This is a genomic window from Vibrio nitrifigilis (assembly GCF_015686695.1).
Taxonomy (GTDB): Bacteria; Pseudomonadota; Gammaproteobacteria; order Enterobacterales; family Vibrionaceae; genus Vibrio; species Vibrio nitrifigilis.
This window is the reverse complement of sequence record NZ_JADPMR010000001.1, coordinates 620,269-644,145: the sequence shown is the minus strand read 5'-3', so window position 1 is coordinate 644,145 and position 23,877 is coordinate 620,269. Positions and strand designations below refer to the sequence as shown.

Genomic DNA, 23,877 nt, shown 5'->3' with positions numbered 1-23,877 from the left:
TTTTGTTACACCGAGCGGCTAAGCAACATCGATTTGATGTGCCCGATCGCTTTGGTCGGATTGAGACCTTTCGGACATACACTTACGCAATTCATGATGCCGTGGCAACGGAATACACTAAACGCATCATCAAGCTCAGACAAACGCTCGTCTGTGGCTGTATCTCGACTATCAATGAGCCAACGATAAGCCGCTAACAAACCAGCAGGACCGATAAATTTATCTGGGTTCCACCAAAATGATGGACAAGAAGTCGAACAGCATGCACACATAATACATTCGTACAAACCGTCTAAATGCGCCCTTTCTTCAGGGGATTGCAAGTGCTCCCTTGATGGTGGTAAGTCGCCATCAGACATAAGGAACGGCTTCACTTTTGCGTAGTTATCGTAAAACTGAGTCATATCAATGATCAGATCGCGAATCACTGGTAGTCCAGGAAGAGGTCGAATTACGATCTTTTTACTGTCCGCGAGGGCAGATAATGGCGTAATACAAGCCAATCCGTTTTTCCCGTTCATATTTAGACCATCCGAGCCGCAAACACCTTCGCGGCAAGAACGACGGAACGCAATGCTAGGATCTTGTTCTTTAAGCAAAATCAATGCATCAAGCACCATCATATCTGAACCCTCGTCTACTTCAAGGGAATAGTCTTTCATATACGGTTTGTTGTCTTTATCTGGATCATATCTGTACAAAGAGAAGTTAAGTTTCATAAGTTAGCCCTCCCTTAATATGTACGTACTTTTGGTGGAAATGCATCACGGGAAATTGGCTGCATGTTCACATGGCGTTTACTCATTTCTTCCGTTTCAGGATTGAAAATTGAGTGGCATAACCAGTTTTCATCATCACGCTCTGTAAAGTCGAATCGCGCATGAGCACCACGACTTTCAGTGCGGAAGTTAGCCGCTACCGCTGTAGAGAATGCGGTTTCCATTAAGTTATCCAATTCCAGACATTCAACACGTTGAGTATTGAACTCTTTTGACTTATCTGCAAGGTGTCCGTCTTCTAAACGTTCACGAATTTGCTTCAACTCTTCCAGCCCTTCGGCCATTGCAGCCCCTTCGCGGAATACAGAAAAGTTATGTTGCATACACTGTTGTAGGTCTTTACGGATTTGCGCAGGGTCTTCACCACCGGTGCTATTTTCCCAACGCATGGCTCGAGATAAAGACGCTTCAATATCAGATTCAGATGCAGGACGGGATTCAGCATGAGCTGCCAATGTTTCGCCAAGATGTAAACCAGTTGAACGGCCAAATACAACGAGGTCAAGCAAGGAGTTGCCACCTAAACGGTTAGCTCCGTGAACTGAAACAGACGCAATTTCACCGCAGGCAAACAAGCCTTGGATTTCAACATCATCACCAGAACTGGTTTGCTTTAAAGCTTGTCCTGAAATTTGGGTTGGTATACCGCCCATCATGTAGTGACAAGTCGGAATGACTGGGATTGGTTCTTTCACTGGATCAACGTGAGCAAACGTACGAGATAATTCACAAATACCTGGCAGGCGAGACTCAAGAACATCACGACCTAAGTGATCCAATTTCAACTTAATGTGTGTTCCCCAAGGCCCTTCACAACCGCGACCTTCACGAATTTCTTGCATCATAGAACGAGCAACCACATCACGACCAGCTAAGTCTTTCACACGTGGCGCGTAACGTTCCATAAAACGTTCACCGTCTTTGTTGAGCAGGTAACCACCTTCACCGCGACACCCTTCTGTGACTAAGACCCCCGCACCAGCAATACCGGTTGGGTGGAATTGCCACATTTCCATGTCTTGCACTGGAGCACCAGCACGCAGCGCCATTCCAACGCCATCCCCCGTGTTGATATGAGCATTAGTGGTTGATGCGTAAATACGTCCCGCACCACCTGTCGCTAATACGGTTGCTTTGGATTTAAAGTAAGAAATTTCACCTGTTTCCATACAAATGGCGGTACACCCCATGATGGCACCATCTTGGTTTTTCACCAGATCCAAGGCATACCATTCAGAGAAAATGGTGGTTTTATGCTTGATATTTTGTTGATACAGCGTGTGCAGCAATGCGTGACCGGTACGGTCCGCAGCAGCAGCAGTGCGCGCCGCTTGCTCGCCACCAAATTCTTTTGATTGTCCACCAAATGGACGTTGGTAAATTGTTCCGTTTTCAAATCGAGAAAATGGTAAACCCATTTTTTCTAATTCAATTACTGATTCAGGACCATGTTTGCACATGTATTCAATCGCATCTTGGTCCCCGATGTAGTCAGAACCTTTGACTGTGTCATACATGTGCCATTCCCAGTTATCTTTATGGGAATTACCCAAAGCAACCGTAATGCCACCTTGAGCTGAAACAGTATGAGAACGAGTTGGAAACACTTTTGATAACAAAGCACAAGTCAGGCCTTGTTCAGAGATTTGCAGTGCAGCACGCATACCTGCACCACCTGCGCCGATCACAACGGCGTCGAATTCACGAACTGGAATAGTCACTTATACACCCCACAAAACGAAAAGGCCGGAAAAGAAATAGCCAAGTAATACTGCAATGACCACTAATTGAAGTAGGCTCCGCAGTTTCGCGCATTTGACGTAATCGGTCAGTACTTGCCATAGCCCGATCCAGCCATGAATAAGAACCGAAACCAACGCCAGCATAGTGAAGACTTTCGTAAACGTTCCACTAAAGAAGGAAGTCCACGAAACATAAGTGATATCAGTAAAGGCGCAGAAACAGACCATGTATATGACATACAAAGTCATGATAATGGCGGTACCACGAACCAATAAGAAATCGTGCACCCCATTACGACCTAGGGATGAAACATTTTTTACCATACCAATACTCCTGCTAGCACAGAGAGTACGATAGTGATACCGAAACTCACTTTCGCACTCAACGCACCAGTATCCAGCTCTTCGAAATAGCCCATATCCATCATGAGGTGGCGAATACCCACTACAATATGGTAGGCCAAAGCTGTCAAAATACCCCATAGGATGAATTTAACGATGAAACTATCAATAATTTCATTCGCATCCATAAAACCCATTGGGGAGGATAAAGATAAGGAGAGTAACCAAAGCAGAATTCCGACCGCAACAAACATAATGACACCGGTGACACGGTGCAAAATAGATGCTATTGCGGTGATCGGAAAGCGAATGGTCTGTAGATCTAAATTTACAGGACGTAACTTTCTTTCTTTCACGGGCTTGCTCACTCAGCTCCATTGAGCATTTATAGTTATTGAAGAAAAATCAGACACAAAGCTTATATTTCGCAACAATTAATTAACAATTATCCACACAATAGAACGTAATAGTGATTAACTAGTGCAAAAATTCCAGACTAAAAAAAGAAAAAAAATGATTGTTCAGGCTAGAATTAATAAGGCTTTTATCTTCATTTACTTAGCCAATATAGGACTCGCTACATTTTAGTACAATGGATGTAACAATTTTTGTTACTTAGCACAGATTTTTAACTTTCCATTTATGAAAAATCCAAGTAAGTGCACACTACAAGGGAGAAAAATTGACTTTACTTAGGATCGGTCGTAAATAGTTCAGGCACAAACATCCTGGACGGACTACACAATAAATAAACAAAGGAGATTGTTATGGCAGATAAGAAAGCGACCCTTCATATCGAAGGCAAAGCGCCAATCGAGCTGCCGATTATCGATGGGAGCCTCGGCCCTCAGGTAATCGATGTTCGAGGATTGGGTGCAAGCGGCTATTTCACGTTTGACCCAGGTTTTCTTGCCACTGCATCTTGTGAATCTCAAATCACTTATATCGATGGAGATAAAGGTGTTCTGCTCCACCGTGGTTATCCGATCGATCAGTTAGCAAACAACGCTGATTACTTGGAAGTCTGTTACATCTTGTTGTACGGCGAGGCACCAACTCGTGAGCAATACGATGAGTTTACCTATACTGTTGCACGCCATACAATGGTTCATGAACAAATCGCAAGTTTCTTCCATGGCTTTCGTCGTGACGCACACCCTATGGCTATTATGTGTGGTGTTGTTGGTGCTCTTGCGGCTTTTTATCACGACTCATTAGATATTAACAACGCATCACACCGCCAAATCGCCGCGTATCGTCTGTTATCTAAAATGCCAACGCTTGCCGCGATGTGTTACAAATATTCGGTTGGTCAGCCATTCATCTATCCACGTAATGACCTAACCTATGCAGAAAACTTTTTGCATATGATGTTTGCAACACCGTGTGAAGAATATGAGGTGAATCCGATCGTAGCGCGCGCTATGGATAAGATTTTCACATTGCATGCAGACCATGAACAAAATGCATCGACATCGACCGTTCGACTCGCCGGTTCTTCTGGTGCGAACCCATTTGCTTGTATTGCTGCGGGTATCGCATCTCTTTGGGGCCCAGCCCACGGTGGTGCCAATGAAGCGTGCCTACATATGCTGGAAGAAATTGGCTCTGTAGACAAAATTCCAGAGTATGTCGCTCGAGCAAAAGATAAAGATGACCCATTCCGCCTAATGGGCTTTGGTCACCGCGTTTACAAAAACTATGACCCTCGAGCAACTGTGATGCGTGAAGCTTGCCATGACGTTTTGAAAGAGCTCAACATTCAAGATCCACTGTTAGACGTGGCCATGGAGTTAGAGCGTATTGCGCTATCTGATCACTACTTTATCGATAAAAAACTGTATCCAAACGTCGATTTCTACTCAGGTATTATTCTGAAAGCAATCGGTATTCCAGTATCAATGTTTACGGTTATCTTCGCGATGTCTCGTACCATTGGTTGGATTGCGCACTGGAACGAAATGCACAATGACCCAGGCAGCCGAATCGGTCGCCCACGTCAACTTTATTCTGGTCATACAATGCGTGATTTTGTACCACTACAAAGCCGTAAAGAATGAGCAGGTAGATAGCAAAACTATCATCTGAAACGTAGTGGATATAAATAAAGCCTCCTTAGTTAATCAAGGAGGCTTTTCTTTTTATACCAGATGGTTATAGCAAGATCTTGCGGCTTACACCGGATTATCAATGTCGATAAATGTCACATCCAATCCATGCTCTTTCGCTAGCCATTCCCCTAACGCTTTTACACCATAACGCTCTGTGGCGTGATGACCTGCAGAGTAGTAATGTATATCGCACTCTCGAGCGGTATATGTCGTTCGTTCGGTAATTTCACCAGAAATAAAAGCATCTAACCCATGATCAGCAGCCATATCGATAAAGCCCTGACCACCACCAGTACACCAACCGACGGTTTTGATCAGTTTATCAGCATTGTCTGGGGCAATATGTAATGGTGCTCTCGCTAATACGGTTTCAATTTTTTGCGCTAATTCTTGCCCCTTCATCGCTTTAGCAAATGAGCCAAACATAGCCACCGATTGAGGGTGACCTTCTAGGCCACCTTCCACATTGATATCCAACAATTGAGCAAGCTGCGCATTATTGCCCAGAACAGGGTGAATATCTAACGGTAAATGATAACCGTAAAGGTTAATATCATTTTGGATCAAGCTACGAATGCGACGACCTTTCATTCCTCGAATAGGTTGAGATTCATTCTTCCAAAAGTAGCCATGGTGAACCAACAGCGCGTCTGCTTTTTCTTCAATCGCCCGTTCAATCAGGGCTTGAGAGGCGGTCACCCCAGTAATAATTTTTTTTACCTCGGCTTTACCTTCTATTTGTAAGCCATTTGGACCGAAATCTTTTATCTGTTCGGGAGACAATGTCTCGTTGAGTAATGTCTCAAGTTGTAAGTTATTCATGGTTTTCTTCCATTGCATCCGTTTAACGTGCAGGTTATAACAATTTAGTGTAATACCCAAACTAGATTAGTAATGATGAACTTACAGCAACTCGCCCAATGGATAATTTCTACGCCCTGCTTATTAAAGGGGAACGCTCCCGTAGAATCCCATTCGCCTTTTACTTCAAACACCACCATGTTGAAGAACGAATACACGGGTAACCGACGACTGGGCTTTCTGTACCAATTTTTATGTGCAGAACTTTTCCACCAGCATGCAAAATATCAAGATATCTATGAAGAGCTGCAAATTAACCAAGAAGGTCGCACACTAGGCGCGGTTGATTTCGTATTACGCACCACGGAGGGCCAACTAGAACACTGGGAAGTGGCTGTTAAATTTTACTTACTTCATCAAGGCTATTGGTATGGTCCAAACGCGCAAGATCGCCTAGATCTTAAACTTAACCATATGCTCAATAAACAGTTACCCTTTTCTCAATCGTCTGCGTTTATTCAGGCTTATCCTGAATTCACCGATCCTACTCAGCACCTTTTGATGCAAGGGCGGCTCTATACCAACCCTTTTGAGCCCGAAACAGTGCCTCAGCAATGCCTAAACATTACGATTAACACAGACCAAATTCAGGGGCATTGGTGCTATCAATCTCAACAACAAAGAATCACCACACCACTCTATCTACTTGAAAAACATCAATGGTTAACGGGTGCAGATGCTCAATCTCCAGAATATCATGGTGATGCCAAAGGCTTCGTTCACTGCCAAGATAGCAATGGCAAATTTTGGTTTATCGTTCCCGACTCATGGCCAACTACAGGGAACAAGATCAATTGATATAAAAAAAGAGGCGTACTACGCCTCTTTCTACTTTACGATTAAAAGCTCAGTTTACTATAAACCAGCGTCTTTAAAGACTTGATTCACAATTGATTGAGCTTCGTTCTCAATCAATTTTAGATGTTCTTCACCTTTGAAACTCTCACAATAAATCTTGTAAATATCTTCCGTACCTGACGGGCGAGCAGCAAACCAGCCGAATTCAGTGGTCACTTTCAAACCACCAATCGCTGCACCATTACCTGGAGCATGAGTAAGTCGTGCTGTAATCGCATCACCAGCCAGTGTTTGAGCAGATACCATCTCTGGAGAAAGTTTCTTCAACACCTCTTTTTGCGGGCCATTAGCCACAGCTTGTAAACGGCTGTAGTAACAGTCACCGTGCTTAGCAGCCAGCTCATTATAATATTGCTGAGGGTTCTTACCTGTAACAGCGGTAATTTCAGCCGCTAGCAGACATAAGATGATGCCATCTTTATCAGTTGACCACGGAGTGCCATCTAGACGAAGGAATGACGCCCCAGCACTTTCTTCACCACCAAAACCGAAGCGGCCACTATAAAGGCCATCCACAAACCATTTAAAGCCGACAGGAACTTCACATAGCTCACGGCCTAAATCAGCGACAACCTTATCAATCATGGCACTGGAAACCAGTGTTTTGCCCACAGCAACATCTTGTGACCAGCCACTACGATGGCGATATAGGTAGTCAATACATACCGCTAAAAAGTGATTTGGATTCATCAAGCCTTTGGTTGGCGTTACAATGCCATGACGGTCGTAGTCAGGATCGTTACCAAATGCTAAATCATATTCATCTTTCAGCGCTAAAAGTCCAGCCATGGCATAAGGTGATGAGCAATCCATACGAATCACGCCATCTTTATCCAACGACATAAATTGGAAACTTGGATCAACCGCTTCACTGACCAGTGTTAAATCAAGGTCGTACTGTTTACCAATACGGCGCCAGTAATCAATGCCGCTACCACCTAGTGGATCAACACCAATTTTCAAATTTGCTTTTTGAATCGCTTGCATATCAACCACATTAACTAAATCGTCAATGTATGGCTGAGTTAGATCGATTTCACGGAACAGTGGGGATTGTTTCGCATCATGAATTGAGATGCGTTTAACCTCTTGTAAATCATTTGCAATCAATTCGTTTGCGCGATCTTGGATTGCTTGAGTAAGCTCAGCCTCAGCAGGACCACCATGAACCGGATTATATTTAATACCGCCATCTTGTGGTGGGTTATGTGATGGAGTAATAACAATACCATCGGCTTTTTGTTGGTGGTTCTGGTTATGGGTTAAAATCGCATGAGAAACACCTGGAGTCGGTGTGTAACCGTTATTCTCTTGAGCAATCACTTCAATACCATTGGCAATTAGCACTTCAACAACGGTACTAAATGCAGGTTCAGATAATGCGTGAGTATCTTTGCCCACATAGATTGGGCCTGTTGTGTCATGTGCAGCACGCACTTCAACAACAGCTTGAGTAATCGCTAAAATATGATGTTCATTAAAAGTGGATTTGTCAGAGCTACCGCGGTGGCCAGAAGTACCAAACTCAACTTTGTGCTGTGGATTATGTGGATCAGGTTGAAGTAAAAAGTAATTCGCTACAAGTGCAGGAATATTATGTAAATCTTCCTGTAGCGCCTTTTTCCCTGCTCTAGGGTGCATAGCCATACGACATCCTTATATAAAAATTACGCAAACAAAAACCCCATAATAAGGCCTCTCTAAGGTTTATTATGAGGTTTTAATCAGATTTTTTGTCCGTTTTGTGTCAGAACCCGCTAAATTGCATGAGTGACTTTTTCAATAATATCAGCAGGAAAGTTCATTCTAACCATCACTTGCTCCACCATTTGCTGTTTGCGACTGGTGTTATTATTGGTAATTACCCAAAACGGTGTGTTTGTTATTAACTTAGGCTTGGTCGTTTGACCATGTGACAACAGCGTCTGTTCATTATCGGCAAAATAAACCCGTTTACGACCTTTTACTGACATTGCGTCAGAGAAACTCGCAGGATCGATTCGGTAAAGTGTAGACAACACTAGGATAAAACGATCAACTGCCTTTTTAAGACCTGCAAACTCATCAGAGATCAATAGAGAACGCATCTCTTTCACGCTATCAACTTTGTGCTCTTGAGCGGCATCCTTACTTACGACTATACCTTTGTCAGCCTTTACTTCTGGCTGTGTTACGACTGCGGTAGGCTCTGCAACATTTTCTTCACCCACTTGGAGTAGACGACGTAAAATGTCGGAAGCACTTTCCCCGATATGTAGGGTTTGACTCGCAATGTAACGGTATAGATCCTCATCAACCTCAATTGTTTTCATTCGCTTTTCACAATCTCAATGTTTAAACTCTGGGGGATTATAGCGAGATCTTCGCTCAGACTCTACGTTAAACCAATCACTAGTAAGATAAAATGTCAGCACTTCTCAATTACAAACTAGAAGGTGAGGGTCACACCATTGTTTTGATCCACGGTTTATTTGGTAATTTAGATAACCTCGGTCTGCTTGCCCGCGACCTTGTGAAAGATCATCAGGTGCTCAGCGTTGATCTGCGTAACCATGGACTTTCGTTCCACAGCGATGACCATCATTATGCTCTGTTAGCCCAAGACGTCAACCTACTGCTCGATCATCTGAATATCCATTCAGTCACTTTAGTTGGCCACTCCATGGGTGGGAAAGCGGTGATGAAACTGGCCTCTATTGCCCCAGAAAAAGTTCAGCACTTGATCGTTTTAGACATGGCACCTGTCGCTTACCAAACTCGACGTCATGATAATGTATTTGCTGGTCTTAATGCCGTGATTGAAGCCAAACCACTCAACCGCCGCAATGCGATGGATGTGTTGTCCCAGCACATAGAGATTGAAGGCGTGCGCCAATTTATTGGCAAATCTCTCTACAACAATGGGCAATCCATGACCTGGCGCTTTAATGTCGCTTCATTGGAAAAAAATTACTGGAATATTCTCGGATGGGACAATATCGACCCTTGTGATGTTCCCACACTGTTTATTAAAGGTGGAGACTCTGACTATCTAATGCCAGAGCATCAAGCCGCTATTCAGGCACAATTTACCAATGCTAAAGCGCATGTTGTGGCCAAAACCGGTCATTGGTTACACGCAGAAAAACCCGCTGAAGTATTAAGAGTAATACGCAAATTTTTGCAGGCTTAACTTATCTTGAGTTAAGTTTGCTATTATTGACTCAGAAATGGGCATAATCGGTACATTAACTTTGTAGATTAACAATGGTATAGTGCGCCCAGAAAATTGACATCCGGGATAGCCATACGGTTTGACCGTGCAGTGCTTAATCTACGTTGACCGACATATAGGTTGACTTGTACAGTCAATAGATGCTGTGACCAAGCATGTCGCAACTGTCATCAAACTCTATGGTTTTCTTTTCCAGGTTGTTGCAAGGTAGATAATATATCCGCGCATCAACTGAGTTGTCGCTCACGGTTTGCTACCAGTTGGTCACAACCGCAGAGAAACAACCCATAACAATTTAAAGGTAATGATTTTATGGCAAGTGTAGGTATCTTCTTTGGTAGCGATACAGGTAACACCGAAGCTGTTGCAAAGATGATTCAGAAAAAGCTGGGTGAAAAACTTGTTCACGTACAAGACATCGCCAAAAGCAGTAAAGAAGACATCGATAATTTTGATCTGCTGCTTTTAGGTATCCCTACTTGGTATTACGGCGAAGCACAATGCGATTGGGATGATTTCTTCCCAGAACTAGAAGTAATTGATTTTTCTACAAAATTAGTGGCTATCTTTGGTTGTGGTGACCAAGAAGATTACGCTGAATACTTCTGTGATGCGATGGGAACTATTCGCGACATCGTAGAAGCAAAAGGCGGTACGATTGTTGGTGAATGGCCAACTGAAGGCTATGAATTTGAAGCGTCTAAAGCACTTGTTGATGAAAACCACTTTGTCGGCTTATGTATCGATGAAGATCGTCAACCTGAATTGACTGAACAACGCGTTTCAGCTTGGGTAAACCAAGTATACGAAGAAATGTGTCTTGCTGAGCTTGAAGATTAATAAAAAGATCCCCTGCCTCGCAGGGGATCTCTTGCTCATCGAGAATGAATGCACTCTACCCTATTACCATAAAATAGGCCCTAGAAATGGTGCTAACAAAACCGTAACCATGCCAGCAATCATCATAACTACACTCGATACTACTCCTTCAGAACTGCCAATTTGGTAAGCCTTCGCCGTTCCCGCACCATGCGCAGAAGCACCAAGGCTCACCCCTTTCCCTAATCGAGAACGGATAGATAAAATCGTTAGGATACCTTCACCAACAGCCATCCCAATTAAGCCTGTCATCACCACAAATAAAGCCGCTAAATCTGTTTTTCCACCTACCGACTTCGTTGCTTCAACAGCAAACGGCGTGGTAATTGAACGCATAGCTAAGCTACGTTGCAAAATTTCTGGTAAATGAAACAATCTTGCTAACAGAACGGTACTGCTCACAGCAACTAATACCGACACGCAAACACCAACAGAAAGTGACAACCAATGGCGATAGATTAATTCACGATTATCATAAACAGGAATAGCAAATGCGACTGTTGCAGGACCAAGCATCCATAAGAGCCAGTGCGAGTCCTCAATATAAGATTGATACGGTATATGAAAACACATTACCACTAGCACTAATAATAGTGGCGACAAAAACAGAGGCATTAAAAAAATTGTGCGTTTATGACCATACGCCCACTTACTCGCATAGTAAAATAAGACGGTCATAATGAAACAAAGCGCACCTAACCCATAATGAGACAAAAAATCCATTTTAGCGGCCTGCCTTAGCTAAAGCATGACGGTTACTCTTGCGTCGTGACAAACTCAATTCTAAGCGATAAATTCTATCAACGACCAACGCTGTGATTGCGATAACGAGGATCGTGCTAAGCACTAACACTGCGATAATCTGCAACCCCTCTTGTTCCATCAACTGCTGGTAATTCACCACAGCCACGACAGCAGGAACAAAGAACAACAACATCTCAGCCAATAACCAAGTCGCCCCTCTACGTAACCAGTTAACGTTAACCATTTTGCTAAACACCAAAATTAGCAACAGCAACATTCCTGTTAAGTTAGATGGTAAAGGCAAATGCAGCAATTTAACCAAATAATCTGCGGCAAACCAAATCCCTGAAAGCACGACAATCTGAAAGATCGTCAGTAAGCTACCACCCATTTTATTCATTGCTATTCATATCCATTTTGTGAATTCAATCACAGTATAAGGATGCCCTAAACCATCATAAAATGAATTTTTATTATCAAAAACATGCCAAAATGGCATACATTAAAAATCCGTTTAAGGTTGTGTTATGGACATCAAAGCACTGCGCTATTTTGTCGAATTAGTTAATCAAAAAAGTTTTACTAAAGCGTCTGAACGCTTGTATGTTACTCAACCTACCATCAGTAAAATGATTCGTAATTTGGAGCAATCCATTACTCAACCGCTATTACATCGAGATGGTCGCCGTTTTTGGTTAACAGATAGTGGTGAAGTCGTTTACCAACGAGCATTGCATATCCTTGAACAAATGGACCAACTCAAAGCCGAGCTCATTGATTTAAATGAGCTAAAAACGGGACATTTACGGTTAGGGATCCCGCCAATGGTCGGCCATTTATATGCCGGAATTATACGCAGGTATCGTCAAATGTATCCAAACATTGAATTAACCATTGTGGAATATGGTGGAAGAAAAATTGAACAGGCGTTAATTGATGGTGAATTAGATGTAGCAATGACGATGCTCACACCAAATAACAATCATTGTTTAGCCAACCTACCCCTTGATGGTTACTCTGTTAATGCTGTACTCCCAGATAATGACCACTGGCGTTCCCATGAAACAATTTGTTGGGAGTCTTTAAAAGATGAGCCTTTTTATTTATATACTGAAGAGTTTACTTTAAGTAACTATATTCATCATTTATGTCGTCAAGCCCATTTTGAACCTCAGGTATTAGCACGCAGTAGCCAATGGGATTTCTTAGTGGCCTTGGTAAAAAGTGGGATTGGAGTCGCGTTTTTACCAGAACCACTGTGCCAGCGAATACACGACCAAGGCGTTTTAGTGAAGTCCATTACTCCCTCGATTGAATGGCGTTTGGGCGTTATTTGGCATAAAGAACGTTATGTTTCAAAAACGGCGGAAGCATGGATTAGCTTATGCGAAGAATATATATCTCAACATAGCCATAAAAATGAATGACAACATTCAATTCACTACAATATAGGTAAGATAACCTTAAACCTTAAGAAGGTGCTGGCATATTTGATCTTGGGTAAAACACCGATAAATTTTACTGTTATTTAGCACTCAATCGCACACAATCTTTTTAATCAATGCTAAACTGTAACGAGTTTTATTTGCAATTAAACTGAAGTGTTTATTTTTAATTAAAAAGTGTTACCTATTAATGTCATTGGTAAAACCTATTAAAAATAAAAGAAGCACGAAAGTTAGCGAATATTAATCACCTAAATAAGCAGGAAGCGTACACATAACGCGGTAGAACTCAGATAGTCGAATTACTAAAAAAATTATTTAATATTAGTGTTTTATAATATTTAGCTATAATAAACCAATCGAAAAATCGGTTGTCTAACGCTAAATGATACCTGTAACAGTTTACATGAGCTTAAGAGTAAATACGGAATTGGTTGCTTAACATTTCGCACAAAAATGACTTTTAACGCGAAACTCAGTAGTAACCCTTTGAACTTCGTGGTTTATTGTTTTGGTCTACTCACCTATAATACGGGCAACACTGACTTCTGTTATTTACTGCAGATCATCAACGGGAAACTATATGTCAGATAACAACCAAGCGCTAAAGGATGCTGGTCTTAAAGTAACCCTTCCAAGGCTTAAGATTCTAGAAGTATTACAGCAACCTGAGTGCCAGCATATTAGTGCTGAAGAGCTCTACAAGAAATTGATAGATCTCGGCGAAGAAATTGGTCTCGCGACAGTGTATCGCGTGTTAAACCAATTTGATGATGCAGGTATCGTGACCCGCCACCACTTCGAAGGTGGTAAATCTGTATTTGAACTATCAACACAACATCACCACGACCACCTCGTGTGTCTAGATTGTGGTGCCGTGATTGAATTCTCTGACGAGGTTATCGAACGTCGTCAACGTGAAATTGCCGCTGAATACAACGTAGAATTGACTAACCACAGTCTTTACTTGTACGGCAAATGTGCTGATGGTTCTTGCAAAGAGAACCCTAAAGCACACAAAGGCAACAAATAAAAAAAACCACCCTCGGGTGGTTTTTTTATACCGATAAAAGCATCTCGTTACAGGTAATCTCTCACCAACACTTCCGCAATTTGTACAGCGTTTGTTGCCGCACCTTTACGTACGTTATCAGCAACAACCCACATGTTAATGCCACTGTGGTGACTGATATCTTCACGAATACGTCCGACCATTACATGGTCTTTACCGCCAGCATCACGTACTTGGGTTGGAAACTCTTCACCAAGGAATAACTCGATGCCTTCTTGTTGCTCTAGTAAGTTAATCACTTGCTCAGCACCAATTGGTGCACAAGTTTCAATATGCACGGCTTCAGCATGCCCGTAAAAGACAGGAACACGTACACACGTTGGATTCACACGAATGCTTTGGTCTGCAAAAATCTTTTCTGTTTCCCACACCATTTTCATTTCTTCTTTGGTGTAGCCGTTTTCCATAAAATCATCGATTTGAGGAATACAGTTAAACGCGATTTGCTGACGGAACGCTTCATTTTCAGCAGGCATACCATTGAGTAGTTTCGCTGTTTGCCCAGCTAATTCATCAATGCCTTTTTTACCTGCACCTGATACGGATTGGTAAGTCGTTACGTTAATACGTTCAATGCCTACTTCATCATGAATCGGTTTTAAAGCGACCAACATCTGAATCGTTGAACAGTTTGGGTTGGCAATGATATTCCGGTTACGGAATTCAGCGATCGCAGTTGGGTTCACTTCAGGAATGACTAAAGGTACATCATAGTCATAGCGAAACTGTGACGTGTTATCGATGACAACCACACCGTTATCTGCTGCGATAGGTGCCCACTGAGCAGAAAGCTCAGAACCAGCAGAGAACAAGGCAATATGCACTTGAGTCCAGTCAAAGTCTTCGACATTTTCAACGGTCAATGTTTTGCCGTTAAAACGGTAGTGTTTACCTTCGCTGCGTTCACTTGCCAATAAATATAAATTACCGACAGGAAACTTACGCTCCTGCAGAATTTCTATCATGGTTTCGCCCACAGCGCCAGTTGCGCCTAAAATCGCAACATTAAATTCTTGGCTCATTATTTAACCTCAATATTGAAACCTAGTTTGGCCAGTGGTGACAAATTACATGTGTCATCACCTACCAAAGTGACTGCGCTATATTCACGTCTATCCCAGTATTGTTTGCGCATTTTATCAAATGCGCCTGGGTGACGAATTTCGCGTCTAAACAGCGCGTCATCCTTACGCACATCATAAATCAGTTGAGTCAGTGAAAACAGCGCTGCTTCATCCCACTCACGGGAAAGATGCATGGTTGGAACAGGTGCTGTTGGCAATAACTCACTCGCATTAGCAGTTAAATCGCTACCAATAAACTCGCAGTATGAGTTAAAAATCATGGTTGTACCACGCGCTTTCCCTTCTAAACCATATCCTGCAACATGAGGAGTAGTGAAAGCGACCAAAGGTAATAGCTCCATATCAACTTCTGGTTCAAACTCAAAGACATCTAACGCTGCAGTAAAACCATCGTAGGCCAATAAACGTTGTTTTAACGCGTCATTGTTGACGATAGGACCACGCGCAGCATTAATTAAAATTTGATCAGCGCGTAGTTGGTTCAGCACCGTTTCATCAAACATATGATGAGTCGGCCATTCACCATCAGTCGTAATTGGTGTATGCACCGTAATCACATCAGCTTGCTCTAATAGTGTAGCTAATGGCGTAAAATTGCGCGTGTCGCCTTGAGCTTGCTTAGGTGGATCGTTAAGAAAAACCTCAATGCCTAAGCCCGTCAAACAATCATGCAAATAACTACCGACTTGCCCTGCCCCAATGATGCCAACTTTCTTATCAAAAATTGAAAATCCTTGTTGCTGAGCTAATACCATCAACACGCTCACTACGTACTCAGCCACGCCAACTTTGTTACAACCAGGAGCAGCAGTAAAGAAAATGCCCCGCTCAGCAAGTAATTCTTGGTCAACGTGATCCATACCTGCCGTAGCAGTACCGACAAATTTGAGTTTATTCGCTTTAGCCAGTAACGCTTCATCTACTTTCGTTACAGAGCGAATCATTAAAGCATCGATATCAACCAAATCCTCGGCTGACAAGGTGCGTCCAGGCTTTAAAATAACCTCACCAAGCTGACTGAATAGTGACTCGGCATAAGGCATATTTTCATCGATTAGTATTTTCATAATTGCTTCTATTCATTGATACTGGAGGCATTGTGCAAAAAAGCATGCAAAGTGTCGAGAATAAAAATGCCCGTTACCAAAAGGTAACGGGCATAAATACAGTCAATCACCAAAGTAGATAAGGTATTTCTACCTGATGATGAGCAGCTTATATATTAAGCTTGGTATTTTTTGATGATAAGCGTTGCGTTAGTACCGCCAAAACCAAAGCTGTTAGACATAACAGTGGTTAGCTCTTGCTCACGCATGTCAGTCACGATATCTAGACCTTGCGCAGCTTCATCAAGTTCTTCTACGTTGATGCTTGGTGCAACAAAACCATGCTCAAGCATTAGCGTTGAGTAAATAGCTTCGTGAACACCAGCTGCACCCAATGCGTGACCAGTCATCGCTTTAGTTGCAGAGATCGCTGGGCTATTGCCACCGAACACGTCTTGAATAGCGCCCAGTTCTTTCACATCACCAACAGGAGTAGAAGTACCGTGAGTGTTTACGTAATCTACGCTATCGACATTTTGCATTGCCATCTTCATACAACGTACAGCACCTTCACCAGATGGCGCGACCATGTCGTAGCCATCAGATGTTGCGCCGTAACCGACAACTTCACCGTAGATTTTTGCTCCACGCGCTAAAGCATGCTCTAGCTCTTCAAGCACAACCATACCGCCGCCGCCAGAGATAACAAAACCATCACGGTTAGCATCGTAAGTACGTGACGCTTTATCTGGTGTCTCATTATATTTAGTTGATAGAGCGCCCATCGCGTCGAACATCATGGTTAGAGTCCAATCAAGTTCTTCACCACCACCAGCGAACACAACGTCTTGTTTACCCAATTGGATAAGTTCCATTGCATTACCAATACAGTGTGCAGAAGTAGCACACGCAGAGCTGATTGAGTAGTTAACACCACGGATTTTGAATGGTGTAGCCAAACAAGCTGAAACTGTTGAAGACATGGTACGTGGCACCATGTATGGACCGATACGTTTAACGCCTTTAGCGCGTAATGTGTCCACAGCAGCAGCTTGGTTTAATGATGAAGCACCACCAGAACCTGCGATAATACCTGTACGGTCGTTAGAGACTTGCTCTGGAGCTAGACCAGAATCATTAATCGCTTGTTCTAATGCTAGGTATGCGTATGCAGCCGCATCACCCATGAAACGCATTTGCTTGCGGTCAATATGTTCAGCAGGGTTGATTTTCAGGTCGCCCCACACTTGAGAGCGAAGGCCTTGCTCTTTAAATTGCTCTGAAGCGGTAATACCTGATTTGCCTGCTTTTAGAGACGCTAAAACTTCTTCGACGTTGTTACCGATACTTGAAATAATCCCCATACCGGTGATTACGACTCGTTTCATGTGACATTCCTATAATTCAAAATTCAGCTAGATGATAACAGAGAAAGGATAACAAAAGTGGTCAGCTTTCCCATAAATCCGTACAATCTTAACCATCTTTTGCCTGTTTTCATAGAAATCATCGATTATGACTTCCATTACACATGCTCAGCTCGACTGGAACGATGCTGGCACACCTGTCTCAGACCAATTCGACGACGTTTACTTTTCTAACGTTAATGGCTTAGAAGAAACGCGCTACGTCTTCCTTACCCAAAACCACCTTCCAGAACGATGGTTAACCTTTGAACGCAAACACTTCGTTGTTGCCGAAACTGGCTTTGGCACCGGATTAAACTTCTTGGCTTTATGGCAATGGTTTGATGCCTTCAAAGCACAACATCCAGATTCCTCTGTTGAGTCTTTACATTTTATCAGCTTTGAGAAGTATCCGCTGAGTAAAGATGATTTAATTAAAGCACATCAATCATGGCCTGAGTTGGCTGATTACGCCAAACAATTACAAGAATACTATCCACCCGCGGTTCCTGAGTGTCACAGAATAATCCTTGCCGATGGTGCCATCACGCTAGATTTATGGTTTGGTGATATTAAAGATTGTCTCCCGAGTGTACCAACACCTAAAACAGGTCTGGTCGACGCTTGGTTTTTAGATGGCTTTGCGCCAAGTAAAAACCCTGAGATGTGGAATCAGGAGCTATTTAACGGCATGGTCAAAATGGCTCGCCAAGAATGTACTGTCGCCACGTTCACCGCAGCTGGTTTTGTACGTCGAGGCCTAATTGAAGCTGGTTTTACAATGAAAAAAGCCAAAGGTTTCGGCACAAAACGCGATATGATCATTGGTAGCCTTAACGAAAAAAAACCGTATACCAATATCAAACCTTGGTTTGAACGTCATGGCACTGACGACTTATCAGATGTCGCCATTATTGGTGGCGGTATTGCCAGTGCAACTCTGGCTGAGGCACTGGCACGACGCAATATTAAAGTGACGCTTTACTGTGCAGATTCTAAACCAGCACAAGGTGCGTCAGGTAACCGCCAAGGAGCAGTCTATCCACTGCTTAATGGAAACCATAAAGATGTGTCGCGCGTTTTCGCCCCCGCGTTTCTTTACGCTCACCAACGTTTTTCTGAATTAGCTAAATCCATCGAATATGATCACGCCTGGTGCGGCGTAACGCAATTAATGTGGGATGAGAAATCGAGTAAAAAGTTATCTCACCTGCTCAATGACCAATTCGATCATGAGCTAGTAACCGGATTAACCCCCGCAGACACCGATCGTGTAACCGGTGTTGATATTGGCATGCCTGCTATCTCCTACCCATTAGGCGGCTGGCTGTCACCTGCACAGTTGACCCAAGGCTTAATCACTCAACTTGAAACCAGTGGTCAGTTAAGCATTCGTTATCAGTGCCCTGTGACCGATTTAACCCATAAAGATGGGCAATGGCAACTATCCAATGGCGAACAGGTGTTTCATCATCAAGCGGTTGTCGTGGCGACAGGGCATCATTTTGATGCATTTCAACAAACCCAAGCCATTCCATTGAGTAAAGTGAAAGGTCAGGTCAGTCACATTCCAACCAATGAGCAGATTGGCGCACTTAAAACGGTTCTCTGCTACGACGGGTATATGACACCAGTGAACCCCAAAAACCGACATCACTGTATCGGCGCGAGTTATCATCGTTGCCAAACCGATACCGAGTTTGATCCTCAAGCTCAAGAGGAAAACGCGCAGCGTTTAATCCATTGCTTACCCGGTAAAGAATGGGCAACCCATGCTGATACCAGTAGCAATGAATCTCGTCAGGGTGTGCGTTGTGTCAGTCGCGATCATCTCCCTTTTGTCGGTAATGTCGGTATCTATGACACCATAATCTCTGACTATCAGAATTTACACTATATGGAAGAAAACCAAGTATCGCCGGTCGCCCAATACCCAGATTTATACGCGTTTCTTGGTTTAGGCGCGCGTGGTTTGAGCTCCTCACCACTGATGGCAGAAATGCTTGCGGCGCAAATGTGCCAAGAGCCACTCCCCTTGCCAAATTCGGTATTAGAAACCCTCCATCCAAGTAGAATGTGGGTAAGAAAACTGAGAAAAGGCAAAGCCATCGTTGAGCGTTAACAAGTGAAAAGGACCAGATTTGGTCCTTTTTTACTTATCCCCAAATGACCTTAAGATGCAGGGTTCCCAATAATATGGTGTCTCGCGTTATAGAAAGTTAACCCTATAACCACTAACATCGCCACAATACGAATCGTATCAGTCGCAAATAATACTGTTAATGCCATCACCAAAAGGATTAATCGCTCAGGAAGGCTCAACACTTTAACTAAACGACCTTCAATGCCACCAGCAAAGGCAACGAACAGTGTAATAGTGGCAATAATCGATACCAGAAAGTGCCAAATAGATTCGTCACCGATAAAGATCAATCCAGAAAATGCCATCATCGCTGGGATTAAAAAGAAACCCTGTGCCAATTTAAACGCTTGCACTGCCGACTTCATCGGTGATGCATTGGCGATCCCAGCCCCAGCAAACGCCGCCAAAGCAATCGGAGGAGTCACATTCGAGGTTTGAGATAACCAAAATACAATCATATGCGCTGCAAGTAGCCCTACACCAAATTTCATTAACGCAGGTACCGCCATAATCGATAACACAATGTAGGCGGCGGTAACAGGTAGTCCCATTCCCAAAATAACGGCAGCAAGAGCAATCAGCGCTAATACCGACCACAAATAGCCGCCTGACATCGCAATAAGAAACTGCGTAAATTGCAGTCCAATCCCCGTTTGCCCCACGACCCCAACCACGATACCTGCTGTAGCGCAAGCAACTGAAATTGGTAACGCTAATAAAGCGCCCTCACGCATACCTAAAATAATCGGCTTTAGCCCTATCCGGCTTGAGCGGCGTAACATGGCAGCCACCAATATTGCGACACAGCCAGCAACCCCAACTAAGACTGGCGAGTAACTCATGAGCAGCAAGACGGTAATGAGTACCAATGGCACTAAAAAGTGCCACCCCTGTGCCATTACAGTACGCATCTGCTCTGTTTTACTCATTCCTTCTAGGCCGAGTTTACAAGCCATCAAATGGACGTAGAGCAAGGTACACATAAAATACAAAATGGCAGGCGCAATGGACACAAGCAAGATATCGCTGTAGGCAATACCGGTAAATTGCGCCATGACAAACGCTCCAGCGCCCATCACAGGAGGCATAATCTGCCCCCCCGTAGACGCTGCCGCTTCAATCCCTGCCGCCTGCTCTGCTTTATAGCCGAGCTTTTTCATCATAGGAATGGTTAAAGCACCCGTTGTTACCGTATTCGCTATCGCACTACCTGAAATAGACCCCAATGCAGCAGATGCAATCACACTTGCCTTTGCCGGACCACCTCGATATTTGCCCGCAACCGCAAAGGCCATATCAATAAAAAATTGCCCCGCTCCTGTCACTTGTAAAAAAGCGCCGAACAGAACAAATATAAACACCACGCCAGCAGCAATAGCTAATGGCGCGCCATAAACACCATTGGTGGAAAAAATATGGAAACGGATAATTTCTTCTAAAGAAAATCCTTTACTGGCTACTGTCGCTGGTAACGCGTCACCAAATAACGCATATCCAAGAAAGAACACCGCAATAAACACCATCACCCAACCAACGGTGCGGCGAGTGGCCTCCATTAAAGCAACGAGCATGACGACTCCAGCGCATTGATCAAGCGGCTGCAAACCATCCAATAAGAAGCTAATGTCATCGTAATCAAATTCAGCAATTCTCAGTGTTGCCCAGCACGTAATCACGATTAACGCCAGATCAATGGCTCTCCCGAAAAGGTAAACCATGACATTTTTTTGGAGCTTAAATAGTGGGTGAGTTAAAAACACCAACACCAATACCCAACTGAGATGAACAGGGCGAAATACTGGTGCAGCAAGATGCGCAGAAATACTCTGCCAAAGTTGAAAAATAGAAAAAGCGACCGCTGCAATGGCGGCAATCACCATAACTAGCTCCGTCGTCTTACGGTTTGTGGTACTGATCTGACTCATTGCTAACTCCATGCATTATGTCAGTAAATATTGTCTAGCCAGCTACATCATAGCGATGTGAAGTCATTGGTTTTAATACTATTCCCCATAATAGTAACTACATATTATTACGCAGGAAAAATGATTAGATAAGGAATAGAATTGAAATCATACATGGCTAGATTACATAAAAAACGCCATCAGCCGTACGAATACGGCTGATCAACATAGTGTTTAGAAAAACACGAACTACTTAGCAAGTTGCTCCTGACGATATTTCTCTGCGCCTGGATGCAAAGCGATACCGTTTAATTTGTTCATATTATCAATGGTGGTGAACTGAGTAACATTAATCACTTTACGAATCTCATCCATATGTTCAAAAGCGATTTTCGTCATCTGGTAAGCCAGTTTGTCATCAAGATTTTTGTTCACTACTAACACATTCCATACTGCAGGTGCTTTAAAAGCAGGAACTTTATTGTAACTATTTTGCGGTACATCCTGTTCGATATAAGATGGATTGGCAGCGGTGATTTTTTTCAATTCATCGGCAGTAAAGGACAAAATACGAACATCATGAGTCAACGCTAATTCTGTAATCGCGCCCACGCCAAGGCTACCCACAATCACTCCCGCATCAATCTGACCATTAGCAATCGCGTTTGTCGTCGCGGTGTAATTAAGTGATTGAGCGCGAATATCACTGGTAGAAATGCCGAGTGTTTGCAAAATATTGGTCGCACTTACACGAGTACCGGAGCCAGGCGCTCCCAATGAGACCTTTTTGCCTTTTAAATCTTGAATCGAATGAATATCTGAATCAGCAGGCACGATAAACTGAACCACGTTAGGATACAGAGCGAATAAAACAGACACGCCCATCTTACGAGGGAAAGGCTTTTGCCCATTTGCGGCTTGTAACACAACATTACCTTGCGATACGCCAACTAATTGCTTACCAGTTGCCACCTTAATCGTATTTTCCACCGATGCAGCAGTCACTTCGGCACGCATATTAAAATCTGGAATATTTTCGCTCCATACCTTCGCTAACATGCCACCTAGCGGATAATAGGTTCCACTTTGACTCCCGGTGCCAATGGTATAACTCGCTGAAAATGCAGGCAGCGCAAACAATGTTGCGGCTAGAACTAACAATCCTCGTTTGATCGACTGGTACATACATGTACTCCTTTTTTATAGGTAGGTAACCCAGCAAATTTCGTCCAAATACAACATGTTGCTGAGCTGTATACCCAAATGACCTCAAGATGAGCTCCCGAAGGGCGAGTTTTATTCGCTTCTAGGCTGTGTGACTGATTTTCAACGTAGAATGACTATGTCTTCAAATCAGTGCCTTGCCTAAGGGCGAAACAATTCTCGCTGAAACAGCATCTTGAGGTTACTTGGGTATATTTATAATCCTTTATGGGTATAGTGCATTTATTTATGAAAGAGATTCGGTTTTTCGTCAATCAGACAAAACGAGAAATGAGAGGTATGAGGGAATTTAAATAGAATAAAAACCCACATATTAGGGTTTTTATTCATATTTAGTGATTAGTTATTTATTTAAGCGTTTAACTTTGCCACAGCAGCTTTGATCTCATCAGCGACAGCACTATTCGTTGGCTGACCTTTTTCGAGATCAAAATTATCGTAAAAACTTGCGACAGAAACGGTTGCTTTTACATTACCACCAAAGAAAGGCGCTGACCCTTTTGCGGCAGCTAAAACAGATTGTGCTCCACCTGGGCCAGGTGAAGTGGCTAAATAGACAGCGGGAATATCTTTAAAGACCTTTTGATCAATACGAGTTGACCAATCAAATAGATTTTTATAAGCCGCTGGGTAATGACCATTGTGTTCAGCAAAAGAAATGACCAAGGCATCAGCGGTGGCAATTGCATCGAGAAAGGCTTTGGCGGCTTCTGCTTGGCCAATTTCTTTCTCTTTGTCTTCACTAAACATAGGGACTGGATAATCGTTGATGTCTAACACGGTTACATCCGCGCCAGGGATAAGGTTGGCTGCATATGTTGCCAACGCCTTGTTAATGGAAGTAGAACTGGTACTTGCTCCGTAAGCGATAACCTTCATTTGATTAACCTCGTTAATGGTTGAATATAAAAAGATTAGTCCGACTTACGGTTTGCAACAACCATAAATTTTCCACGTTATTATTCAAAAATTTAAAACTTCAATTTTTATAAATTAAAACCAGATTCCCAAATGAAGTGTTT

The 23,877-nt window shown here is 43.1% G+C and carries 22 protein-coding genes; 7 read left to right on the top strand and 15 right to left on the bottom strand.

Translation table 11 applies throughout. The annotated features are described in order from the left end of the window. Positions 1 to 5: 5 nt before the first annotated feature. The 4 genes from I1A42_RS02955 to sdhC are packed head-to-tail and all read right to left on the bottom strand — an operon-like array spanning position 6 to position 3,231. Positions 6 to 719, bottom strand: a complete 714-nt coding sequence (locus I1A42_RS02955; protein WP_161153412.1) for a succinate dehydrogenase iron-sulfur subunit — start codon at positions 717 to 719, stop codon at positions 6 to 8. 14 nt (positions 720 to 733) lie between these two features. Continuing rightward, positions 734 to 2,500: a succinate dehydrogenase flavoprotein subunit gene (gene sdhA / locus I1A42_RS02950; protein ID WP_161153411.1), complete on the bottom strand. Its 1,767-nt coding sequence runs from the start codon at positions 2,498 to 2,500 to the stop codon at positions 734 to 736. Beyond that, positions 2,501 to 2,845 (bottom strand): succinate dehydrogenase, hydrophobic membrane anchor protein, encoded by a 345-nt coding sequence (sdhD, locus tag I1A42_RS02945; RefSeq protein WP_161153410.1) that lies wholly within the window; start codon positions 2,843 to 2,845, stop codon positions 2,501 to 2,503. Continuing rightward, positions 2,839 to 3,231 (bottom strand): succinate dehydrogenase cytochrome b556 subunit, encoded by a 393-nt coding sequence (gene sdhC / locus I1A42_RS02940; RefSeq protein WP_196122603.1) that lies wholly within the window; start codon positions 3,229 to 3,231, stop codon positions 2,839 to 2,841. The genes sdhD and sdhC overlap by 7 nt, the downstream gene beginning before the upstream one ends. Positions 3,232 to 3,630: 399 nt before the next feature. On the opposite strand from sdhC, the gene I1A42_RS02935 reads away from it, so the two are divergent. Continuing rightward, complete coding sequence (locus tag I1A42_RS02935) at positions 3,631 to 4,923, top strand: citrate synthase (protein ID WP_161153408.1); 1,293 nt, start codon at positions 3,631 to 3,633, stop codon at positions 4,921 to 4,923. A gap of 114 nt (positions 4,924 to 5,037) precedes the next feature. Here the strand turns inward: I1A42_RS02935 and I1A42_RS02930 are convergent, their stop codons facing one another. Further along, positions 5,038 to 5,796: a Nif3-like dinuclear metal center hexameric protein gene (locus I1A42_RS02930; RefSeq protein WP_196122602.1), complete on the bottom strand. Its 759-nt coding sequence runs from the start codon at positions 5,794 to 5,796 to the stop codon at positions 5,038 to 5,040. Between the two features lie 75 nt (positions 5,797 to 5,871). On the opposite strand from I1A42_RS02930, the gene I1A42_RS02925 reads away from it, so the two are divergent. Next, positions 5,872 to 6,633, top strand: a complete 762-nt coding sequence (locus I1A42_RS02925) for a DUF1853 family protein (RefSeq protein ID WP_196123767.1) — start codon at positions 5,872 to 5,874, stop codon at positions 6,631 to 6,633. A gap of 57 nt (positions 6,634 to 6,690) precedes the next feature. On the opposite strand, the gene pgm is transcribed toward I1A42_RS02925, so the two are convergent. Both pgm and seqA read right to left on the bottom strand, forming a co-directional pair. Beyond that, positions 6,691 to 8,340 carry a phosphoglucomutase (alpha-D-glucose-1,6-bisphosphate-dependent) gene (pgm, locus tag I1A42_RS02920; RefSeq protein ID WP_196122601.1) on the bottom strand — a complete coding sequence of 550 codons (1,650 nt, stop codon included), beginning with the start codon at positions 8,338 to 8,340 and terminating at the stop codon, positions 6,691 to 6,693. 110 nt (positions 8,341 to 8,450) lie between these two features. After that, positions 8,451 to 9,005 carry a replication initiation negative regulator SeqA gene (gene seqA, locus I1A42_RS02915; protein WP_196122600.1) on the bottom strand — a complete coding sequence of 185 codons (555 nt, stop codon included), beginning with the start codon at positions 9,003 to 9,005 and terminating at the stop codon, positions 8,451 to 8,453. A 92-nt stretch (positions 9,006 to 9,097) separates the two neighbouring features. Here seqA and I1A42_RS02910 point away from each other — a divergent pair, with 92 nt between their 5' ends. Both I1A42_RS02910 and fldA read left to right on the top strand, forming a co-directional pair. Further along, entirely contained in the window at positions 9,098 to 9,865 is a 768-nt protein-coding gene (locus tag I1A42_RS02910) for an alpha/beta fold hydrolase (protein ID WP_196122599.1), read from the top strand. Between the two features lie 354 nt (positions 9,866 to 10,219). Beyond that, on the top strand, positions 10,220 to 10,747 hold the full coding sequence (fldA, locus tag I1A42_RS02905; RefSeq protein ID WP_196122598.1) for a flavodoxin FldA: 528 nt from the start codon (positions 10,220 to 10,222) through the stop codon (positions 10,745 to 10,747). Positions 10,748 to 10,810: 63 nt separating this feature from the next. Here the strand turns inward: fldA and I1A42_RS02900 are convergent, their stop codons facing one another. Together I1A42_RS02900 and I1A42_RS02895 are read right to left on the bottom strand one after the other, a co-directional pair. Beyond that, positions 10,811 to 11,509, bottom strand: coding sequence for an LrgB family protein (locus I1A42_RS02900; protein WP_161153402.1), 699 nt, complete (start codon positions 11,507 to 11,509; stop codon positions 10,811 to 10,813). A 1-nt stretch (position 11,510) separates the two neighbouring features. Continuing rightward, complete coding sequence (locus tag I1A42_RS02895; protein WP_161153401.1) at positions 11,511 to 11,930, bottom strand: CidA/LrgA family protein; 420 nt, start codon at positions 11,928 to 11,930, stop codon at positions 11,511 to 11,513. 127 nt (positions 11,931 to 12,057) lie between these two features. Between I1A42_RS02895 and I1A42_RS02890 the strand changes: the two genes are divergently transcribed. Next, positions 12,058 to 12,957, top strand: a complete 900-nt coding sequence (locus I1A42_RS02890) for a LysR family transcriptional regulator (protein ID WP_196122597.1) — start codon at positions 12,058 to 12,060, stop codon at positions 12,955 to 12,957. Between the two features lie 601 nt (positions 12,958 to 13,558). Further along, a complete protein-coding gene (gene fcrX, locus I1A42_RS02885) occupies positions 13,559 to 14,008 on the top strand; it encodes a ferric iron uptake transcriptional regulator FcrX (protein WP_161153399.1) in 450 nt (149 codons plus the stop codon). A 47-nt stretch (positions 14,009 to 14,055) separates the two neighbouring features. Here fcrX and I1A42_RS02880 read toward each other — a convergent pair whose 3' ends face one another. From I1A42_RS02880 to fabB, 3 genes are all read right to left on the bottom strand, one after another. Then, entirely contained in the window at positions 14,056 to 15,069 is a 1,014-nt protein-coding gene (locus I1A42_RS02880) for an aspartate-semialdehyde dehydrogenase (protein ID WP_161153398.1), read from the bottom strand. After that, positions 15,069 to 16,199 carry a 4-phosphoerythronate dehydrogenase gene (locus I1A42_RS02875; protein ID WP_196122596.1) on the bottom strand — a complete coding sequence of 377 codons (1,131 nt, stop codon included), beginning with the start codon at positions 16,197 to 16,199 and terminating at the stop codon, positions 15,069 to 15,071. The genes I1A42_RS02880 and I1A42_RS02875 overlap by 1 nt, the downstream gene beginning before the upstream one ends. Before the next feature lie 155 nt (positions 16,200 to 16,354). Further along, positions 16,355 to 17,566 carry a beta-ketoacyl-ACP synthase I gene (gene fabB / locus I1A42_RS02870; protein WP_196122595.1) on the bottom strand — a complete coding sequence of 404 codons (1,212 nt, stop codon included), beginning with the start codon at positions 17,564 to 17,566 and terminating at the stop codon, positions 16,355 to 16,357. A 127-nt stretch (positions 17,567 to 17,693) separates the two neighbouring features. Between fabB and mnmC the strand changes: the two genes are divergently transcribed. Continuing rightward, on the top strand, positions 17,694 to 19,706 hold the full coding sequence (gene mnmC, locus I1A42_RS02865) for a bifunctional tRNA (5-methylaminomethyl-2-thiouridine)(34)-methyltransferase MnmD/FAD-dependent 5-carboxymethylaminomethyl-2-thiouridine(34) oxidoreductase MnmC (RefSeq protein WP_196122594.1): 2,013 nt from the start codon (positions 17,694 to 17,696) through the stop codon (positions 19,704 to 19,706). A gap of 50 nt (positions 19,707 to 19,756) precedes the next feature. Here mnmC and I1A42_RS02860 read toward each other — a convergent pair whose 3' ends face one another. The 3 genes from I1A42_RS02860 to I1A42_RS02850 all read right to left on the bottom strand — a co-directional run bounded on the left by I1A42_RS02860 (position 19,757) and on the right by I1A42_RS02850 (position 23,734). Further along, on the bottom strand, positions 19,757 to 21,652 hold the full coding sequence (locus I1A42_RS02860) for a TRAP transporter permease (protein WP_196122593.1): 1,896 nt from the start codon (positions 21,650 to 21,652) through the stop codon (positions 19,757 to 19,759). Positions 21,653 to 21,880: 228 nt separating this feature from the next. Then, a complete protein-coding gene (locus I1A42_RS02855; RefSeq protein ID WP_196122592.1) occupies positions 21,881 to 22,816 on the bottom strand; it encodes a TAXI family TRAP transporter solute-binding subunit in 936 nt (311 codons plus the stop codon). 390 nt (positions 22,817 to 23,206) lie between these two features. After that, positions 23,207 to 23,734 carry an NADPH-dependent FMN reductase gene (locus tag I1A42_RS02850; protein WP_161153392.1) on the bottom strand — a complete coding sequence of 176 codons (528 nt, stop codon included), beginning with the start codon at positions 23,732 to 23,734 and terminating at the stop codon, positions 23,207 to 23,209. Positions 23,735 to 23,877: the final 143 nt, after the last annotated feature.

Coding starts and splice junctions, on each gene's coding strand:
- fabB (WP_196122595.1), bottom strand. CDS start 17,566: ATGAAACGAGTCGTAATCACCGGTATGGGGATTATTTCAAGTATCGGT.
- I1A42_RS02910 (WP_196122599.1), top strand. CDS start 9,098: ATGTCAGCACTTCTCAATTACAAACTAGAAGGTGAGGGTCACACCATT.
- I1A42_RS02955 (WP_161153412.1), bottom strand. CDS start 719: ATGAAACTTAACTTCTCTTTGTACAGATATGATCCAGATAAAGACAAC.
- I1A42_RS02850 (WP_161153392.1), bottom strand. CDS start 23,734: ATGAAGGTTATCGCTTACGGAGCAAGTACCAGTTCTACTTCCATTAAC.
- I1A42_RS02895 (WP_161153401.1), bottom strand. CDS start 11,930: ATGAATAAAATGGGTGGTAGCTTACTGACGATCTTTCAGATTGTCGTG.
- I1A42_RS02890 (WP_196122597.1), top strand. CDS start 12,058: ATGGACATCAAAGCACTGCGCTATTTTGTCGAATTAGTTAATCAAAAA.
- I1A42_RS02880 (WP_161153398.1), bottom strand. CDS start 15,069: ATGAGCCAAGAATTTAATGTTGCGATTTTAGGCGCAACTGGCGCTGTG.
- I1A42_RS02935 (WP_161153408.1), top strand. CDS start 3,631: ATGGCAGATAAGAAAGCGACCCTTCATATCGAAGGCAAAGCGCCAATC.
- I1A42_RS02900 (WP_161153402.1), bottom strand. CDS start 11,509: ATGGATTTTTTGTCTCATTATGGGTTAGGTGCGCTTTGTTTCATTATG.
- fcrX (WP_161153399.1), top strand. CDS start 13,559: ATGTCAGATAACAACCAAGCGCTAAAGGATGCTGGTCTTAAAGTAACC.
- I1A42_RS02925 (WP_196123767.1), top strand. CDS start 5,872: ATGAACTTACAGCAACTCGCCCAATGGATAATTTCTACGCCCTGCTTA.
- I1A42_RS02855 (WP_196122592.1), bottom strand. CDS start 22,816: ATGTACCAGTCGATCAAACGAGGATTGTTAGTTCTAGCCGCAACATTG.
- mnmC (WP_196122594.1), top strand. CDS start 17,694: ATGACTTCCATTACACATGCTCAGCTCGACTGGAACGATGCTGGCACA.
- fldA (WP_196122598.1), top strand. CDS start 10,220: ATGGCAAGTGTAGGTATCTTCTTTGGTAGCGATACAGGTAACACCGAA.
- seqA (WP_196122600.1), bottom strand. CDS start 9,005: ATGAAAACAATTGAGGTTGATGAGGATCTATACCGTTACATTGCGAGT.
- pgm (WP_196122601.1), bottom strand. CDS start 8,340: ATGGCTATGCACCCTAGAGCAGGGAAAAAGGCGCTACAGGAAGATTTA.
- I1A42_RS02860 (WP_196122593.1), bottom strand. CDS start 21,652: ATGAGTCAGATCAGTACCACAAACCGTAAGACGACGGAGCTAGTTATG.
- I1A42_RS02875 (WP_196122596.1), bottom strand. CDS start 16,199: ATGAAAATACTAATCGATGAAAATATGCCTTATGCCGAGTCACTATTC.
- sdhD (WP_161153410.1), bottom strand. CDS start 2,845: ATGGTAAAAAATGTTTCATCCCTAGGTCGTAATGGGGTGCACGATTTC.
- I1A42_RS02930 (WP_196122602.1), bottom strand. CDS start 5,796: ATGAATAACTTACAACTTGAGACATTACTCAACGAGACATTGTCTCCC.